Genomic DNA, 18073 nt, shown 5'->3' with positions numbered 1-18073 from the left:
TCGCGACATCGGCTCGAAGATTTTCGTTTGGTTCAGGCCAACCCGATACTCGCTGGATTGCACCACGAGTACTCGTTGGCGCGCGCGTGAACAGATCGGATCGGCCAAGAGCGGTCCGGCTGAGATATTTGCGGACGACAGCCCTGGCTCAACCTCCAGATGCCGATGCGTTGCGGATCGATGCGCGGATCGACACTGATGGCGCGTACCGCCGCGAGCGCATCGTCGGCCAGTAATGTGTAGTCGCTTGCTTTGAGATCCCCACCCGATTTGCCGCTCCCGCGGCGATCGTAGACAAAGACTGCCATGCCGAGTGACGGCAGCATGTCTTTCAAATGACGATAGAGCGACAGGCCCCGAAGGGGCAAGGACGCTGTATGGGTCACGACGATTGCTGCAAGCGCCCGGCCGCCTCGCGGCTGATAGAGCGTACCGCTCAGCTCGGCGCCGGCGCTACGGAATGCCTTTTCCTCCTGCACGACAGCGGTCGCGGCGAGTGCGCTCCACGGCGGTGCTTGCTCCGAGCCAGCAACTGTGTGCGCAAAACTTGCGGCAATCGATGCCATTACGATCAGTGCTCCCGTCCGCATCGCTGCCTGCAGACTGCAATGAGCTGTTTTGCCAACATCATACTGAGCTTCCATATTGAAGTTGTTGACAGCGGCTTTGTTACGCCTGACGCGCGTTGGCGCGAGTCTATGGCAAGTGCCGCATGAAGCGCCGAGAAAAATGCTCTTTCAGCGCCCTCAGAAGCAGAAGAATTACCGCTGGCTGGTGCCGATCATAGGCGCACCATGAATGCACAGCGCAACGTCTCGTCGCTCTTCGGCGCGCCGCTGGCCCCGGCGGATCGCGCCATGTTCGGACCGGAAGTGATGGATGAAGTCCGTACGTACATGGCGCCGCTCGGCTATGCATCGACGCCGATGCACTCGATGAGCTCGCTGGCCCGGCACACCGGGGTTAGGCAGATCCTCGTCAAGGACGAACGCACGCGCTCGACGCTAGGCAGCTTCAAGGCCCTGGGCGGCGCGTATGCAGTGGTTCGCGAGGTGCTCGCGCTTGCCGAGCGCGCGCTAGCGCGCAGACTTTCACCTGATGAGATCAATGATCGCGACGTTCGAGCCTTCGCCGCAGAACTGACAATAACGTGTGCCACGGATGGCAATCATGGTCGCGCCGTAGCGTCCGGTGCGCGGCTAATGGGGTGTTCCGCCGTCATTTTTGTTCATGAGCATGTCAGTTCCGCGCGCATTCAAGCCATCCGAGAGCTGGGTGCGTCAGTGACGGTCGTCGCGGGATCCTACGACGATTCGGTTGCGGCCGCGAAGCAGGCCGCGGCAGAGAAAGGTTGGCTGCTCGTCGCGGATACCTCGTGGCCAGGTTATGAGGCGCTACCGGCGCGTGTGATGCAAGGCTACGTGCTCATGGTCCACGAAGCCCTGCAGCAGTGTGAAGCGCAGGCGCTGCAGCCAACGCATGTCTTCCTTCAGGCCGGTGTAGGCGGTATGGCAGCGGCAGTGGCTGCGTACTTGCGTATCCGTTTCGGCGAATCCGCCGTGAAAGTCATCATCGTGGAGCCGGAGCGAGCTGCTTGTTTATACGCGAGCGCCTGCAATGGAACGCCGACCCGAATCGAAGCGGGCGACTCGACAGTGATGGCAATGCTCGAGTGTTATGAGCCATCGCTGGTGGCGTGGCGGATTCTCGAGCGTTGTGCGCATACCTTCATTGCCATCGAGGAAGAAGCGGCGGTGCGCACTTTGCGCCGCTTGGCCAGGCCACTTTCCGGCGACCCTGCGGTCGAAAGCGGCGAGAGTGGCGGCGCCGGGCTCGCCGGATTGCTCGAAGCCGTTGCACAGCCGGAGCTGCGCCACGCGTTGAGCCTGGACGACAAATCGGTCGTGCTCGTATTCAACACCGAAGGCGCGACCGACCGCGCCCGTTACGAGGCACTGCTCGGCCAGGAATACGAGGCGAAGTGAGATGCCTGGTCTTGCGATCGACCGTCAGCGACTGTTGCAACGATTGGGCGAGCTTGGCTCGCTCGGCGAGGTGTTCGAAGGCGGTCGCACGCGCCTGGCTTTGACGGATGCGGATCGGGCCGCGCGCGACCTGATTACCCGCTGGCTGGAACAAACCGGTGCACGCATCCATGTTGATCGAATCGGCAATATCATGGCTGTGCTGCCCGGCCGTTCAAGCCTCGCTCCAATTATGACGGGCTCGCACATCGACACCGTCGTTCGGGCTGGAGCCTATGACGGTTGTTACGGCGTGATCGCTGCCATTGAGGTCTTGCATGCATTTGCAGCGGCGAATGTGCAGCCCGAGGTGAGTGTGGCTGCGGCCATATTCACGAACGAAGAGGGCGTGCGATTCGCGCCTGATTTGCTTGGCTCGCGCGTCATGGCGGGCAAGCTTGCGCTGTCGGAGGCGCTCGCTGCTCGCGACCGGGCAGGTCACACGGTTGCGGATGAGCTGGCGCGAATAGGTTATGCCGGCAGTGCGCTATCGGACGAGTCGTTGCCGGCGTGTTTCCTGGAGTTGCACATAGAGCAGGGGCCCCTGCTCGAAGCCAGTAACGTGCAGATTGGCGTTGTCGATGCGCTCCAGGGCCATTCGTGGTGGCAGGTATCGATCGAAGGAACAGCCAATCACGCCGGCACGACTCCGATGGAACTGCGGCGCGATGCTGGCGCCGCGGCGATGGTGCTTGCCACCGAGATCATGCAGGCCGCCGCACAGAAGGGAACTCCGAAAGTCGCGACTGTGGGCTGCATATCTTTCGAGCCTGGCTCGATCAATGTCGTTCCGGGCCGCGCTACTTTCAGCTTGGACATGCGCGATCACCGTTCAGACGAGTTGCGACGAGTAGAATCGATGTTGCTAGACGCGGCGCAAGGGCTCGAGACACGCGGCTTCAAAGTCGATGCCAAGTGCATCAGCCGCGCGGAACCTGTCACGTTCGATGGCACTTTGTGCGCAGAGATCGAGCGCACCGCCGCCGATCTTCAGTTGACAACTCGACGCATGGTGTCGGGCGCGAGTCACGATGCACAAATGATGACGCACCTTTGTCCGAGCGCGATGATCTTCGTGCCGAGCCATCGCGGCATCAGTCACAACCCGGCGGAACACACCGATCCTGACGATCTGCTCCGGGGCGCTGAAGTGTTGTTGCACACCATCCTGCGTTTGCAGACTACCTTGGGAGGTTTCGATGCACGTCCCGCCGTTTGATGTTGCAGAATTCGAGCACCGAGCCATGCGTGCGCAGCGCTTCATGCACATGCATCGGCTCGATGCTTTGCTGGTGACGTCACCGCCGAACTTTCGCTACTTCAGCGGCTTCGACAGCCTGTTCTGGGAGAGCCCGACGCGGCCCTGGTTCTTGATCGTGCCGGCTCAGGGACGTTGCATCGCCGTGGTTCCGGAGATCGGTGCGCCGGTACTCAGTAGCGGCTGGATCGACGATGTGCGCTCGTGGCCGGCGCCGCGGCCCAGCGACGATGGAGTGTCGCTGCTCACCGGCACGTTGGCGGCATTGCCTTGTCGTTTCGGCCGCATCGGCATGGAGCTGGGCCGCGAATCGACGGTGCGCATGCCGTTGCTCGACTTTCTCGAAGTGCGAGAACGTTTGTCGAAGTTCGAGATCGTGGATGGCTCGCCGTGCATCTGGGAAACACGACGTGTGAAATCGCAGGCCGAGATCGCTCATATCCGCGCTTCGTGTCAATTGGTGAGCGATGCTTTCGAAGCGCTGCCGCGCCAGGTCGCTGTCGGACGCAGTGAAGCTGACGTTTGCCGGGAGTTGACGATCGACATTCTGCGTCGAGGAGCCGATACGGTTCCGTTCATCGCGGCGGCATCGGGACCCGGGGGCTATCCTCAGATCATCTCGCGTCCGGGCGCGCGCAAGCTTCAGCGAGGCGACGTGCTCATCATCGACGTCGGCGCGACATTGAGCGGCTATTTCTGCGATTTCGATCGCAACTACGCGCTGGGTCCGGTGTCGGCGGAAGCGCTGGGCGCCCAGGACGCGGTGTGGCGCGCGACCGAAGCGGGCATTGCCGCGGCAGTCCCAGGTGCGACGACGACCCAGCTGTGGTCGGCAATGATGAAAGTCCTGGAAGCCGCCGGCATGCGAGGTAACAATGTCGGTCGCCTCGGGCACGGGCTGGGCCTGCAGTTGACCGAGCCTCCTTCCAATATGCCGGGCGATGACACGCCGCTGGAGCCCGGCATGGTGATGACGATCGAGCCGGGCATGGAGTACGCACCCGGAAAGATGATCGTGCACGAGGAGAACGTCGTGATCACCGAGAACGGCGCCGAGCTGCTGACACGTCGCGCGCCACGTGAAATGTACACGATTCAGCTCGAGTGATGACGCAATGAATTTCTGCAGCGACAACGCGGCGCCTGTTTGTCCCGAAATCATGGAGGCCATGCTCGCGGCCAACACGGGATCCGCGCTTGCATATGGAGAGGATGCTTGGACGCAACGGCTCGACGCGGTGTTCAGCGCATACTTCGACGCGCCGGTTCGAGCCTTCGCTGTAGTGACCGGCACTGCGGCGAACGCATTGGCGCTTGCAAGCGTGACGCCATCGTACGGGGCGGTGTTCACACATGAGCAGGCGCACGTGCTGCGTGATGAATGCGGCGCGCCCGAGTTGTTCACGGGAGGCGCTCAGCTGCGTGGACTGTCCGGTACGGACGGCAAACTCACCGCGGTCGTGCTCGAGGCGGCATTGAAGGCGAATCCGCCTTCGGTCCATTCCACCAAGCCTGCGGCTATCTCCATTTCTCAGGCAACTGAAGCTGGTACCTGCTATCGCCCGCATGAGGTCGCTCAGCTCAGTGCGTTTGCTCACCAGAACGGAATGCACATGCACGTGGACGGTGCACGTCTCGCCAACGCCATTGCATTCCTCGACTGTCATCCGGCTGAGATCACGTGGCGGGCGGGTGTGGATGTGCTTTCCTTCGGCGCGACCAAGAACGGTGCGCTTGCCGCGGAAGCCGTGGTGTTTTTCGATCAGGGACTGGCGGAGGACTTTGAACTGCGCTGTAAGCGTGCGGGACATCTGATTTCCAAGTCACGATACGTTTCGTCGCAACTGCTGGCGTATATGGAGTCGGGCGTGTGGCTGCGAAGCGCACGGCGGGCGAATGCACTTGCAATCTCGATCGCGGCGCACGCACAGCCGTGGTTGATGTACCCGGTCGAGGCGAATCAAATCTTCCTGGCGTTGGGAACAGAACGAAGGCAGCGGCTGCATGATTTGGGGTTTGAGTTCTACGACTGGGGCGCGGCCGACTCCGGCGAGGCTCGCTTCGTTGTTTCCTGGAACCAGTCGCAGAGTGACATCGATGCGCTCGCGGTTGCATTGGATGACTTATGCGGCAATTAACCGACGGTTCGGCTCCGTTGGATCAATGGATCGATGGACGCTTCGAGCGAGGTGAACTGCGGGCGGTCGCCGTGTTGGATCCTGCAACCGAGCACGTTCTCGCGCACGTCGCGCAGGCCGGCGTCGGTCAGGTCGACCGTGCAGTTCAGTCAGCGAATCGCGCCTTTGAGCGCTGGTCGCGAACCACACCGCAGCAACGTTCCGCGTGCCTGCTGAAACTTGCGGCAATGGTCGAAGCGCGAGCCGATGCGTTGGCACAGATCGAATCCATGAACTGTGGCAAGCCTCTGGCACGAGTCATTGCCGATGAGATGCCCGCCACCGCGGATGTGCTGCGCTTCTTCGCCGGCGCCGTCCGTTCACTGCAGGGGCCCTTGGCTGGAGAATACGTTGAGGGATTCACTAGCATGATCCGGCGTCACCCGGTGGGTGTGGTCGCGGCCATCGTGCCTTGGAATTATCCGTTGATGACGGCAGTCTGGAAGCTTGCCCCGGTGCTGGCGGCCGGCTGTACGCTGATCATCAAGCCTTCCGAGCTCACGCCGCTGAGCACGCTCGCGCTGGCGGAGTTGATCGGGGAGGCGTTTCCTCCCGGGGTGGTCAATATCGTGTGCGGTACCGGTGCCGAGACCGGAGCGGCATTGATCTCGCATCCGAATGTAAACATGATCGCGCTTACCGGCAGTGTCGCCACCGGCCAGCGTGTGCTTGCATCCGCCACCGCATCCATCAAGCGCACCCATCTGGAGCTCGGCGGCAAAGCGCCAGTGATCGTCTGCGAAGACGCGGATATCGATGCGCTCGTGCAAGCGGTCCGGCTCGCCGGCTACTACAACGCGGGGCAGGACTGCACCGCAGCCTGTCGGCTGTATGTGGCGGCGCCGATCTATGATCGAGTCGTCGCCGATCTCGCCTGCGCGGTGATGAGTCTACGCGTCGGCTCGCCTGCGGACCCGGACACTGAGATCGGACCGCTGATCAGCTCCGCTCATCGACAAAGCGTCGAGAGCATCGTCGCGCGCGCGTCTGCGTTGACTAGCACCAAGGTGGTCGCGGGCGGAAAAGCTTGCCCAGGCGCGGGTTTCTTCTTCGAGCCGACCGTCATTGCCGAGGTCGATCAGGACGACGAGATCGCACGCGATGAGGTGTTCGGTCCAGTCGTGAGCATCACTCGATGCACGAGCCTGGAGCAGGCAATTGCGTGGGCCAACGACTCGCGGTACGGTCTGGCTTCTTCAGTGTGGTCGAGGGATGTCGGCGTCGCTTTGCGTGTCGCCGAGCGCCTCCGTTGTGGCAATACTTGGATCAACACGCATCTGGTGCTCGCAAACGAAATGCCTCATGGCGGCACCAAGCAATCAGGCTACGGCAAGGATCTGTCGTTCTATGCGCTGGAGGAATACACGGTAGCGCGGCACATCATGGCAAAGCTCGCATGAGACTTTCATTCGAGGCGTTGCGCGCCAGCGTCGACAGGCAGTGGAACGAGTTGATTCTGCCGGCCCTGCAGTCCTACATAATGATCCCGTGCGTGTCCCCGGCGTTCGATCCCAGCTGGCAAGCTCACGGGTATATAGAGGATGCGGTCGAGTTGATGAAGCTGTGGTGCAAGGCCCAGCCGTTGCCGGCAATGCGCGTGCAGGTCCTGCGTGGCAAGGGACTCACGCCGTTGCTACTCGTCGATGTTCCGGGAGACACCCCTGCATGCGTGCTCATTTACGGTCACTTGGACAAGCAGCCGGCACTGAGCGGCTGGCTGCCGGGGCTCGGGCCATGGCAGCCAGTAGAACGTGGCGGAAAGTTATATGGTCGCGGCGGAGCGGACGATGGCTATGCCGTCTTCAGCGCGATCGCGGCAATCGTCGCGCTACGCGAACAGGGCATTGCCACGCCGCGATGCGTTGTGTTGATCGAAGCATCGGAGGAAAGTGGCAGCGTGCACCTGGCGGCGCACTTGGATGCGCTGGGCGATCGGTTGCCCGATCCGTCCTTGATCCTGTGTCTGGATGCCGAGTGCGGCGACTACGACAGATTGTGGTGCACGACGTCGCTACGCGGTTGTGTGGATGGCGTGTTGCACGTCCGCACACTGTCGGGTGCCGTTCACAGTGGATTCGCGGGCGGAATCGCTCCTTGTCCGTTACGCGTCGCAGCGAATGTACTCGCGCGACTGGGATGTGGAAACGATGGCATGGTCACGTTGCCGGCACTGAGTGTGGAGATTCCTTCCGACCGTGCTCAGCAGACCGCAGGTGCGGCTCGGGTTCTCGCCGGTCGTCTGATTCGCAAGATTCCATTGCTGCCTGGAGTTGAACCCGTCGCGAGCGAGACAGAGACGTTGCTCGTCAATAGTACGTGGCGCGCGACCCTGGCAGTCAGCGGCATCGACGGCATTCCGCTGGTTGCCGACGCTGGCAACGCTATTTTGCCGCAGGTGAGCCTGCGCATTTCACTCCGCTTGCCGCCGACGTTGAGCGCGACACGAGCCGCCGAGGCGATCCGAGGCACACTCGAGTCTCATCCGCCGCACGGTGCGGACGTTTGTGTCGAGATTACGGATGCATTGTCGGGCTGGAATGCACCGCCCGCGGCACGCTGGTTGCAAGCAGCGATGGAGCTCGCATCCAGAGAATGTTTCGGCGCGCCGGCCGAGTCCGTGGGGTGTGGGGGAACGATTCCGTTTCTGCCGATGTTAGCGCAGCGATTTCCCGGCGCGCAGTTCCTCGCCACAGGTGTGCTCGGGCCTGGCTCGAACGCACACGGTCCGAACGAGTTTCTGCATCTCGATTACGTCCGTCGTCTCAATTGTTGTATAGCGTCCGTGCTCGCGGACTGCGCCGCCGCTCACGTCGCTTGAGCTTGCTTGGCCGCCGCGCGTCTGAGGCCAAACTTGCGCCAGATGTAATAGACAGGTACGCCAGCCAGGGTGATCGACAGATTTAGCAAGGTGACGCGGGGTTGCTCGATGAGCGAATTCACCAACACCAGACTGCTTGCGGCAAGAAAGATGGCAGGGACGAGTGGATAGCACGGCGTGCGATAGGGGCGTGCGAGTTGGGGTTGTTTGAGACGCAGCACGATGACGCCGAGCACGCCCAGTGCGTAGAACGGCCACAGCCCGAGAATGAAGATTGCAGTCAGCTCTTCGAAGCTGTGCAGCGATGAATATGCAATTGCGATGGCGCCCGAGAGCAGCACTGCCAGATACGGCGTCTCGAGCTTGGGATGAACCACGCCGATCGCGCGGAAGAACTGTCCGTCCTGAGCCATCGCATAGAACACGCGAGGATCCGCGATCGCGCATGCCATCACGGCGCCAAAGGTAGTAAGGATCACGAGCGCGGCGACTATCCCAGCTCCCGCTGAGCCCGCAACCTTCTGTATGGCGTCCGCCGCCACCAGCTTCGATGAAATGATGCTCTCGAGCGGCAGCACATAAAGGTAGGCCGCATTGATCACCAGATAAAGCAGGATGACGAGCAGCACGCCGAGCGTGAGGGCGCGTGGGAGTGACCGGTCTGGGTCCCGCACCTCGCCCGACAGGGCGCAGAAGCTGACCACTCCTTCGTAAGCGAACAAGACACTCACGAGTGCGACACCCAGACTGCCGTAGCTCGGGGCGTCGAACGTGACGGGCTGGTTGAACGAACCGCTGCCGGTCGAGCCCAGTGCGAAGATGGCACCCGCGACTGCGAACAGCGCGGCGGCCTTCGCAGCCGTGGCGATGTTTTGGATTGCAACGGCGAAGCGTACGGAAAAGCAGTTGGCCACCGAGGCAAACGCGATCACAGCGGCAGCGGCGAGCCGCTGCTCACCACTGTCGAGCGGCACGAAGTGCCCGAGATATTCGGCAAGGATCAGCGAGATGCCGGCCCACACCGCGGGGTTGATCAATAGGAACGTCCACCCGTACACGAAGGCCACGCCCGGGCCGTAAGCTTCGCGCAAATACACATAATTGCCCCCCGAGCGTGGATACATTGCCGCGAGCTCGGCCAGGCTCAGTGCGAGACAGAGCGTGATCAACCCGCCGAGAATCCACAGCAAGGCCATGGTGCCGGTCGAGCCAGTGAGAGCCGCTATGCTGCTCGGGACACGGAAGATACCGCTGCCGACGATGATGCCGACCACGATCGTGGCCGCGCTCCAAACGCCCAGTCGCTGGGGCAGTGCGCCGGCGTTGGATGCGCTCGAAGTCATGTGAGCATGTTCACTGTAGAGAGCCTATTGCGCAATACCGCCCCACGCGGCTTCGGGACACCAGATGTTTCCGGACTCGTATACCGCGGGAACCCGCCGGTCCGCTCGCAACAGCGGTGGTCCGTCGAGATCGACAATATGCGCCAGCTGCCCTGCCAGGAATGCTGGCGCCATCGCCAGGGTCGTGCCGGCCATGCATCCCACCATGACTTCAAGGCCCAGCCGGCGTGCCTCCCGGGCCATTGCCAGCGCCTGGGTCAGACCTCCGCATTTATCGAGCTTGATGTTGACGAACTCATAGCGCCCTGGCAGCCGCGCGAGGTCGCCCACGTCCTGCGCGCTTTCGTCGGCCGCGACGGGAATCGGCGCTTCGATGATTTCGAGTGCCGCATCGTTGCCGGCCGGAAAAGGCTGTTCGATCAGACTGATGTCCGCCTCCAGCAGCGTCGGCAGGAGTGCTTCGTACGATCGTGGCGTTAAGCTCTGGTTTGCATCCACGCAAAGCCATGCGTCAGGTCGCGCCTGTCGCACGGCGCGTACGCGGTGACCATCCAACTCGTCCCCGAGTAGCTTGAGCTTGAGCGCGCGTGCGACCGAGAAGGCCAGTGCTTGGGATGCCATCGCTTCCGGCGAGTCGGCGCCGATGGTGAAAGTGGTTCGCAACGGACGTGGTGGAGGCAAGCCGGCGAGCTGCCAGACGGCGCATTGACTGCGCATTGCTTCGAGCTCCCACAGGGCGCAATCGACGGCATTTCGTGCTCCGCTCGAAGGGAGTAGATCGCGCAACTGTTCGCGGCTTACGCCTGTTTCGATCTGCCAACGCACTCTCGTGATTTGCTCATGTATGGACTGGGCGGATTCGCCATGATAGTGAACACCGGCGGCTTCGCCCCGTCCGACATGGATTCCTTCAGTGAGCGTGACCACGACCACATCGAGATCGCTGAGGACGCCGCCGCCGTCGCGCAACGGAGTTTTCAACGACCACCGTTCGGCCTGAGTGCTCAAATGCATCATTCGCAATTATCATGGCGCCGACGTGACGCCAACTCCTCTGTCGATGGGACCAATGCCATGAGAAAAAAAGCATCGCCGGTCGTGCAGCAGCCCTATCCGACGCTGGACGGCTTCGACCGTCACATCCTGAGCATCGTCCAGGAGAACAACATGGTCGCGCATCGTGAGATTTCCGAGCGAGTGTGCCTGTCGGTGCCGGCCGTCGCTCGGCGCTTGCAGCGTCTGCGCAAGCTCGGCGTCATCACTGCCGATAGCAGCGTGCTGTGTCCGGAGTACCTCGGTGTGCCGCTCACCATCGTAGTAACGCTGTCGGTTGAGAACGAATCGCTCGAAGATCTGGACCAGATCCGCCGGCGCTTTCTCGACTGCCCGCAGGTCCAGCAGTGTTACCACGTGACCGGCGAGACCGATTTCGTACTGATCATGTGCGTCAGGGATATTCGCGAGTACGAGCGGCTGACGCGCACGCTTCTGTCCGAAGAGGGCAACGTTCGCCGCTTCCGAACCTTGGTGGTCCTGCAACGAGTCAAGGCCACGCTGCAGGTACCCATCGAACAATGAGCGGCTCACTGCGCGATGCAAGCTTGTACCAGCCGTTCGAACGCCGGTCCGCCGCGCATCGGATCCGCGACTGGCAGCCGCAGCCGCGAGCTGTGTTCCTCCAGCACGTTGCTCGCTTCGGATGGACTCAGCGCGGCCGTGTTGAGCGAAATGCCGGCGCAACGTGCCTGTGGATTGGTCCTGCGTGCCAGCCTCAGATTGAGATCGATGGTTTCGAACAGCGACGGCACAGGGTACTCAGGCACATCGACCAGGTGAGTGCGCCCGAGCTCGTGACACACGACGATCACGTCGGGCTGCGTGCCATGAAGCAATCCCAGTGACACGCCGGCATAGGAAGGATGGAACAAAGAACCTTGGCCTTCCACGACATCCCAGTGTTCCGGGGCCGCGTCCGGCGTCAGCAACTCGGCCGCGCCGGCCACGAAATCCGCGACGACTGCATCTATGGGAATGCCCGCACCCGCGATCATGATGCCGGTTTGTCCCGTGCCACGAAACGTGGCCGGCAAACCCCGTGCTTGCAAGGCGCGCGCGATGGCGAGCGCGGTGTACTTCTTTCCTAGCGCGCAGTCGGTACCTACTGTGAGCAGGCGCTTGCCTGTGCGTTTGCGGCCGCTGGCGACCGGAATGCCGGCGGCGGGTTTGCGAACGTCGATGAGCTTTCTGCCGTAACGCTGCGCGGCTGCGCTGAGCTGGGCGTGATCGGTCAGCCTGGAGTGCATGCCGCTGACGACATCGAGCCCGGCACCGAGCGCTTCGAGCAATATGGGTATCCACGACTCGGCGAGGATGCCGCCGAAATTGGCCACGCCGATGATGAAACCGTCCGCGCCGCGCTCGCGAGCTTGGGTCGGCGTGAGCCTGGGGAGTCCGGTCGAGACCGTGCAGCCCGGCAGGCTGTACTCGCCGACGCAGCGCTGCGGCGCCCAGTCGCGCAGGCCGAACGCGGTCTTGGCCATGGAGGGGTCGGTGACCTCACCCAGAAAGATGAGACAACGTTGCGGCAGTTCGATGCTCCCCATGCGAGCTCCCTGAAAGCGGTTGGGTGCCCAACATGATCGGCGCAGCGAACCGGAAGTTTTTCTCGCAATCGGCATGCCAAACGTTAGTTTGTTGCTCGCCGGTGCTGGCGCCCACGCCGTGGCCGACGACGAGAAGATTTCTCTTTTCGGCAGCCCATTGGCAGAAGAACTACCGCGGCATCTGCAGGACCATAGCGACATGCCGCAATTGGGAGGGCGATGACATGAAAAACGTGGACTCGAAAAACTGCCTGCCGGTCTTGCTCGCTGCACTGGGCTTCGTCACCACCGCCACTGCGCAGGAGGTGGCAACACTGGAAGAGATCGTGGTGACAGCGACCAAACGCTCGGAGTCGTTGCGTGACGTGCCGATTGCCGTCTCGGCGATCAAGGCCGAGGACATCACCGCTCGCGGGCTCACTCAATATGCGGACTTCTTGAGCAGCGTTCCCGGCGTGCAGTTTCAGGATGCCGGTCCAGGGCAGTCGCGCGTGTTGATTCGCGGCATCGTCGCCAACGAGGGCGGTGGCGGATCGGCGAGCGTCGCGACCTACTTCGGCGAGACGGTCACCAGTGTCATGAATCTGTTCGGCGGCAAACCCAATCTGCGTCTGGTCGACGTCGATCGTATCGAGGTCCTGCGCGGTCCCCAAGGCACGCTGTTCGGAGCGAACGCACTGTCGGGTGTGGTGCGCATCGTGCCGAGCGCGGCCGATCTCGATGAATTTGAGCTCAAGCTCGGCACGCGCGGCTTCACCACCGCTCATTCCAGCGACGCCAGCTATCACGTCGAAGGCGTCGTCAACGTGCCGCTCATCGACGATCGGCTGGCGCTGCGCGTGGTCACGTACAAGGACGACATCGCCGGCTTCATCGACAACGTGGTACCGGAGACGCCGGCACTGGATTGGACCGAGCAGGGCGAGCAGTTGCTGGCGGCGCTGACGGGTTCGGAGGTCGATCTGCCTGATGGCGCATTGCTCGTCCCGGGAAACGCGGCTTTCACGCGCAAGGACATCAACTCCGAGGACACCTGGGGTGCTCGCGCGAATCTGGTCTGGCGAGCGACCGATGCGTTGCAGCTCGATCTGACGCACGCGGTTCAGGACGTTACGATGAACAGCCAACCGTATGTCGACTCGTTTGGCGGCCGCTATGCGCAGCAGCGGGCGCTCGATGCGTTCGCGCCCGGCAAGTATGTAGAGCGCCTGGAAGTCAGCACGTTGGTGGCTACTTATGAGTGGCAGTCGGCCACGCTGATCTCCGCCAGCAACTTTGCGAAATTGGAAAGTGTCTTCCGTGACGATGTAACGCAGTTTGTGGTGTCGGCATTCGGTGCGCCGCTGCCCTGGGAAGATCGCACCGTGAGCGAGGGTGAGGTGTTCACTCAGGAAATCAGGCTGCAGTCGACCGGCACCGACCCGCTGCAGTGGTTGATCGGCGTGTACTATCTCGATCAGCAGGTCGATGTACGACAGACCGTGCTCGATTATTCCTGCCCGACCTGTCTGCCGACCCTGCTATTCGACCAGGACTTCGCTTTCCGAAGCGCGCCGCCGGGGACCGATCCGCGCTTCGTCGAGCAGGAACAGCGCTCCATCTTCGGCGAGGTCAGCTACAGCTTCGGCGATCGATGGACCGTAGGAGTCGGCGGTCGCTACCTCGAAGAGGACATGGCTCGCTACACGCCGGCCACCGATGGCTTTTTGGTCGGCGGCGCGGCACCGGCGGAGCCAGCCCTCGCGGGCACGAGTTATGAATTCAATCCGTCCGCCTATGTGCGTTTCAAGCCGACCGACGATGTGACTTTGTACGTGCAGGCCGCGCGCGGCTTTCGTAGTGCGCAGGCCAACTCGGCGTTGGCGTACACCGGACCGTGCGAAGCAGAGGCTCAGGCCATCGGTCTTGGCGCGCTCACCGATCCGGACACCTTGTGGAGTTATGAACTGGGCGTGAAATCCTTGCTGGCCGACGGTCGGGTCGGCGTCAACGCGGCCGCATACCGACAGCGCTGGGAAGGCGTGCAGCTGCCCATTCAGTTCGAATGTGGCTTCGGTGGCACCTTGAACGGCGGCGACGTCGATGGCCGCGGTCTGGAGCTGGAGTTGTCGGCACAGATCGCGGCTGCCTGGCGCTTGAACCTCGCGGCTGCATACACGGACAACGAGTTCGATACAGTCAAGCCCGGCGTCGGTTTCGAACGCGGCGAGCGGCCGCCTGGAGCGCCCGAGAAAAATGCCAGCGCCGGTCTGCAGTACGACTTTGCGGTTACCGATCAATGGTCGGGCTTCGCGCGGGCCGACTACACATATGTGGGCGAGGTGCGCTACAAATTCGGCCAGGTAGATCCGTTGGTCGTGAATCAGGATGCCTATGGGCTCACCAACGCTCGTGTCGGAGTTGCCAAAGACGCACTCGCGTTCGAGCTTTTCGCGCGCAATGTCACCGACGAGCGCGCAGTGGTGAACATCACTGATCCGTCGCTCGGCAATCGCGAATATCTCGCCCGGCCACGAGAGCTGGGAGTGGAAGTGCGCTACAGCTTCCGTTGATCGGCGGAGGGGGACTCGTGCTGACTATAAGTCGGATGCTCGTGATGCTGACCGTGCTCGGCCTCCTCGCGAGCACCTCGTCCGCGGCAACTCAGGCCAGACTCCTGCGCCGCCCCACGGTGAGCGAGCAGGAGGTGGCGTTCGCTTACGCGGGGGATTTGTGGATCGTTTCTCGTGATGGCGGACGAGCGCGCCGGCTCACCTCGACACCGACAGTCGAGACAGACCCGCGCTTCTCACCCGATGGAACAAAGGTGGCATTCACCGCGACGGCGGGCGGGAACACGGACGTGTATGTCATGCCGGCCGCTGGAGGAGAGGCAACGCGCCTGACGTATCACCCGGGAATGGACTTCGTGCGCGGCTGGACTCGCGATGGCAGGCAAGTGATCTTCGGTTCGGGTCGCGAAACTCTGCCGACCCCCCGAGTCAGCTCGTACTCGCGGCTCTGGAAGATAAGTGCGCAAGGCGGAGCAGCCCAGCCGCTGCCCATGCCCCGGGCGCACACCGGCTCGCTGTCGCCGAATGAGGACCGCATCGCCTACGAGGAGTTCGCCACGGAGTTCGAAGTTCGCGAGGCGCAGCTGCAAAGCGCGCAATGGCGGCACTATCGCGGCGGTAGGACGCATCCAATCCGGATCATGAAGCTGTCCGACGGCAGCGAGCAGCGTCTTCCCTGGAGCAACAGCAACGACAGCGATCCCATGTGGGTCGGCGATACTGTCTATTTCATCTCCGATCGCGCGTTTACCGCGAACTTGTTCTCGTACGACACTCGCAGCGGTCGTGTCGAGCAGCTGACGCACCATGTCGACTACGACGTTATGAACGCGTCGGCCGGCGCCGGTGCCATTGTTTACGAACAGGCAGGTTACATCCACCTGCTACGCGACGGTGATCGCCAATCCCGTCGCCTCGACATCCACATCGAAGCCGCTTTTCCCTGGAGCGAGCCGCAGACGAAATCGGTGGCCGACATGGTGCGTGCCGTCGACATCGGTGCAGGAGCGGATCGAGTGGCGATCGAGGCCCGCGGAGATATCTTCGTTCGTGCAGGCGGAAGCGGAGCCATCGTCAATTACACACAGACGCCCGGCACGCATGAGCGTTCCCCGAAATGGTCCTCCGATGGGAGGTTGGCCTGGTTGTCCGATGCCGCCGGCGAATACGAGCTGGTGGTCGGCACGCCGGGCTCCGTCGATCAATCGGCAAATAAGCGTATCAAATTGCCGGCAGCGGGGTTCTATTCCACACCGGTCTGGTCGCCGGACGGAACTTCGCTCTTGTTGCAGGATCACCGTCTCACGTTGTGGATGATAGAGATTGCAAGCGGTCGCGCCACGCGCATCGATGGGGAGACCTACGACGATCCCGGACGCCGGATGACGCCGGTCTGGTCGCCTGACTCTCGATGGATCGCATACTCCCGAAATCTCGCCAACCATCTGCGCGCGATCTTTCTTTATTCGACGCAGGAACGCCGTGCTCATCAGTTGACCGATGCCGGCGTCGATGCGGTGTCGCCGGCTTTCGATCGCGACGGTAGTCGTCTGTATTTTCTGGTGAGCACCGACTATGCGCAGAACATGGAGTGGGCCGGCTTGAGTCACCTGGATCGGCCGGTCACGCGCAGCGTTCATGCCGTAACGCTTCGGGCAAGCGAGTCGCCGGTCGCTCGCCTGGGTGAACGCATTGCCCGTATCGACATTCCGGCCGGCAACTACGAAATGTTGCTCGCGGGACCCGCAGGCACGCTGTTCTACACGGAACACACGCGCAGCGGCGTGGCCGAGATGCTGAGCGGACCATCGTTCCTGGTTCACCGCTACGAAATGGCGGCGAACCACAGTGAAGTATTCATGATGGATGTCGATTCGCTCGTGCTTTCCGTGGACGGATCGTTCATCGGCTATCGCAAGGTGGGGGAAGGCACCTGGAACGTGGCGGCGACGAATCGTCGGGCCGATGCACTGGATGCGCGGCCAATACAGACGAGCGAATTGCGCATGCGCGTCGAGCCACGCGCAGAGTGGGCGCACATTTTCAAAGAGGCCTGGCGCAATCAGCGCGATTATTTCTATCAGCCTTCCATGCACGGGGCGAACTGGCAGGCCATCTATGAGAAGTACGAGCCGCTGGTGGCACACGTGAACCATCGTGCCGACCTGGGCTATGTGCTGGCGATGACAGGCGGCGAGCTGAGCGTGGGGCATTCGAGTCTGGCGGGGTTCGGCGATGTGCCGACGGATGAGCCTGTGAAGGTTGGCATGCTGGGTGCCGATTTCAGCGTCGATCGGAATCGCTATCGAATCGCACGCATACTGCGCGGAGATCCGTGGGATACGCAGGCGAAAGCGCCGCTGGTCGCTCCGGACGCCAACGTTCAGGTCGGCGATTACCTGTTTGAAGTGAATGGTAAGGCGGTGACGATCGCCTCGGAGGTGTACGCGGCGTTCGAGAAAACCGCGGAAACACCAACAGAGCTACGCATCGGTCCAACACCGGACGCCAGGAATTCGCGGCTGGTCACCGTGACGCCGACCGCCAACGAAGAGCCGCTGCGGACGTTCGAGGACTGGACGGAACACAACCGGCGGCTGGTCGCGCAGCGCTCCGATGGGCGCATCGGCTATGTGTGGCTCGTCGACACCGGGCCGCACGGCTTTCAGGCATTCAATCGCCAGTTCTTCGCTCAAAACGACAAGCGGGCAATGATCGTCGATGTGCGCTACAACCAGGGAGGCTACATCTCCGACTACATCGTCGAGACGCTGACTCGTCCTCGCTTCGGCTATCTCGTAATGCGCGAGGGTGCGAGCGCGCCGATGCCGTTCGGCGCCGTCTTCGGGCCGAAGGCAATGCTCATCAACGAGTCCAGCGGTTCTGGTGGCGATGCCATCGCCTATCAGTTTCGTCGCGCCAACGCGGGGCCGCTGATCGGTACGCGCACTTGGGGTGGGCTCGTCGGCGCCCAGGGGGCTCCGCCGGACACTCTGGACGGCGGCGGTATCTCCGCACCGAATGCGAGTTTCTACGACGAACTGGGGCAGTGGCTCATCGAGAATCAAGGTGTGGCTCCAGATATCCAGGTCGAGAATGAGCCGGCTCGCGTAATGGCGGGCGAGGATCCGCAGCTCGAGCGCGCAATAGCCGAGTTGCTGGAACGCTTGGACAGATCTCCGCCAAAGAACATTCCGCCCCCGCTCCCACCCAGTCGCGCCGGCGCTCCGGTCATTTCATCCACAGCCGGTGACAACGCGGTCGAGCAGCATCACCAGCCAACGCATTGAGACGAATC

13 protein-coding genes are annotated in these 18073 nt (G+C 62.3%); 9 read left to right on the top strand and 4 right to left on the bottom strand.

Translation table 11 applies throughout. The features are described from left to right. Positions 1-32 precede the first annotated feature (32 nt). Positions 33-566 carry a hypothetical protein gene (locus VGE08_RS10735; protein ID WP_331067875.1) on the bottom strand — a complete coding sequence of 178 codons (534 nt, stop codon included), beginning with the start codon at positions 564-566 and terminating at the stop codon, positions 33-35. A 228-nt stretch (positions 567-794) separates the two neighbouring features. Here VGE08_RS10735 and VGE08_RS10730 point away from each other — a divergent pair, with 228 nt between their 5' ends. The 6 genes from VGE08_RS10730 to VGE08_RS10705 are packed head-to-tail and all read left to right on the top strand — an operon-like array spanning position 795 to position 8277. Then, the gene (locus VGE08_RS10730) at positions 795-1985 is read left to right on the top strand and encodes a diaminopropionate ammonia-lyase (protein ID WP_331067874.1); all 1191 of its coding nucleotides are present in this window, start codon (positions 795-797) and stop codon (positions 1983-1985) included. Position 1986: 1 nt separating this feature from the next. Then, positions 1987-3243 (top strand): Zn-dependent hydrolase, encoded by a 1257-nt coding sequence (locus VGE08_RS10725; RefSeq protein WP_331067873.1) that lies wholly within the window; start codon positions 1987-1989, stop codon positions 3241-3243. Next, a complete protein-coding gene (locus VGE08_RS10720; RefSeq protein WP_331067872.1) occupies positions 3224-4390 on the top strand; it encodes a Xaa-Pro peptidase family protein in 1167 nt (388 codons plus the stop codon). Before VGE08_RS10725 ends, VGE08_RS10720 begins: the two co-directional genes overlap by 20 nt. Positions 4391-4397: 7 nt before the next feature. Continuing rightward, complete coding sequence (locus VGE08_RS10715; protein WP_331067871.1) at positions 4398-5420, top strand: threonine aldolase family protein; 1023 nt, start codon at positions 4398-4400, stop codon at positions 5418-5420. Beyond that, a complete protein-coding gene (locus VGE08_RS10710; protein ID WP_331067870.1) occupies positions 5408-6859 on the top strand; it encodes a gamma-aminobutyraldehyde dehydrogenase in 1452 nt (483 codons plus the stop codon). Before VGE08_RS10715 ends, VGE08_RS10710 begins: the two co-directional genes overlap by 13 nt. Beyond that, positions 6856-8277 carry a M20/M25/M40 family metallo-hydrolase gene (locus VGE08_RS10705; protein ID WP_331067869.1) on the top strand — a complete coding sequence of 474 codons (1422 nt, stop codon included), beginning with the start codon at positions 6856-6858 and terminating at the stop codon, positions 8275-8277. Before VGE08_RS10710 ends, VGE08_RS10705 begins: the two co-directional genes overlap by 4 nt. Here VGE08_RS10705 and VGE08_RS10700 read toward each other — a convergent pair. Together VGE08_RS10700 and VGE08_RS10695 are read right to left on the bottom strand one after the other, a co-directional pair. After that, positions 8265-9620, bottom strand: coding sequence for an APC family permease (locus VGE08_RS10700; protein ID WP_331067868.1), 1356 nt, complete (start codon positions 9618-9620; stop codon positions 8265-8267). The genes VGE08_RS10705 and VGE08_RS10700 overlap by 13 nt on opposite strands. A gap of 24 nt (positions 9621-9644) precedes the next feature. Then, positions 9645-10637, bottom strand: coding sequence for a dipeptide epimerase (locus VGE08_RS10695; RefSeq protein ID WP_331067867.1), 993 nt, complete (start codon positions 10635-10637; stop codon positions 9645-9647). 57 nt (positions 10638-10694) lie between these two features. Here VGE08_RS10695 and VGE08_RS10690 point away from each other — a divergent pair, with 57 nt between their 5' ends. Further along, positions 10695-11198 (top strand): Lrp/AsnC family transcriptional regulator, encoded by a 504-nt coding sequence (locus VGE08_RS10690; protein WP_331067866.1) that lies wholly within the window; start codon positions 10695-10697, stop codon positions 11196-11198. Between the two features lie 5 nt (positions 11199-11203). On the opposite strand, the gene VGE08_RS10685 is transcribed toward VGE08_RS10690, so the two are convergent. After that, complete coding sequence (locus tag VGE08_RS10685) at positions 11204-12223, bottom strand: DUF1611 domain-containing protein (RefSeq protein ID WP_331067865.1); 1020 nt, start codon at positions 12221-12223, stop codon at positions 11204-11206. Positions 12224-12447: 224 nt separating this feature from the next. On the opposite strand from VGE08_RS10685, the gene VGE08_RS10680 reads away from it, so the two are divergent. Further along, positions 12448-14775 (top strand): TonB-dependent receptor, encoded by a 2328-nt coding sequence (locus tag VGE08_RS10680; RefSeq protein ID WP_331067864.1) that lies wholly within the window; start codon positions 12448-12450, stop codon positions 14773-14775. Between the two features lie 17 nt (positions 14776-14792). Then, positions 14793-18065 (top strand): S41 family peptidase, encoded by a 3273-nt coding sequence (locus VGE08_RS10675; RefSeq protein WP_331067863.1) that lies wholly within the window; start codon positions 14793-14795, stop codon positions 18063-18065. Positions 18066-18073: the final 8 nt, after the last annotated feature.

Origin of the sequence: Steroidobacter sp. (genome assembly GCF_036406195.1) — a bacterium.
GTDB lineage: Bacteria > Pseudomonadota > Gammaproteobacteria > Steroidobacterales > Steroidobacteraceae > Steroidobacter.
This window is presented reverse-complemented; position numbering and strand designations above follow the sequence as displayed.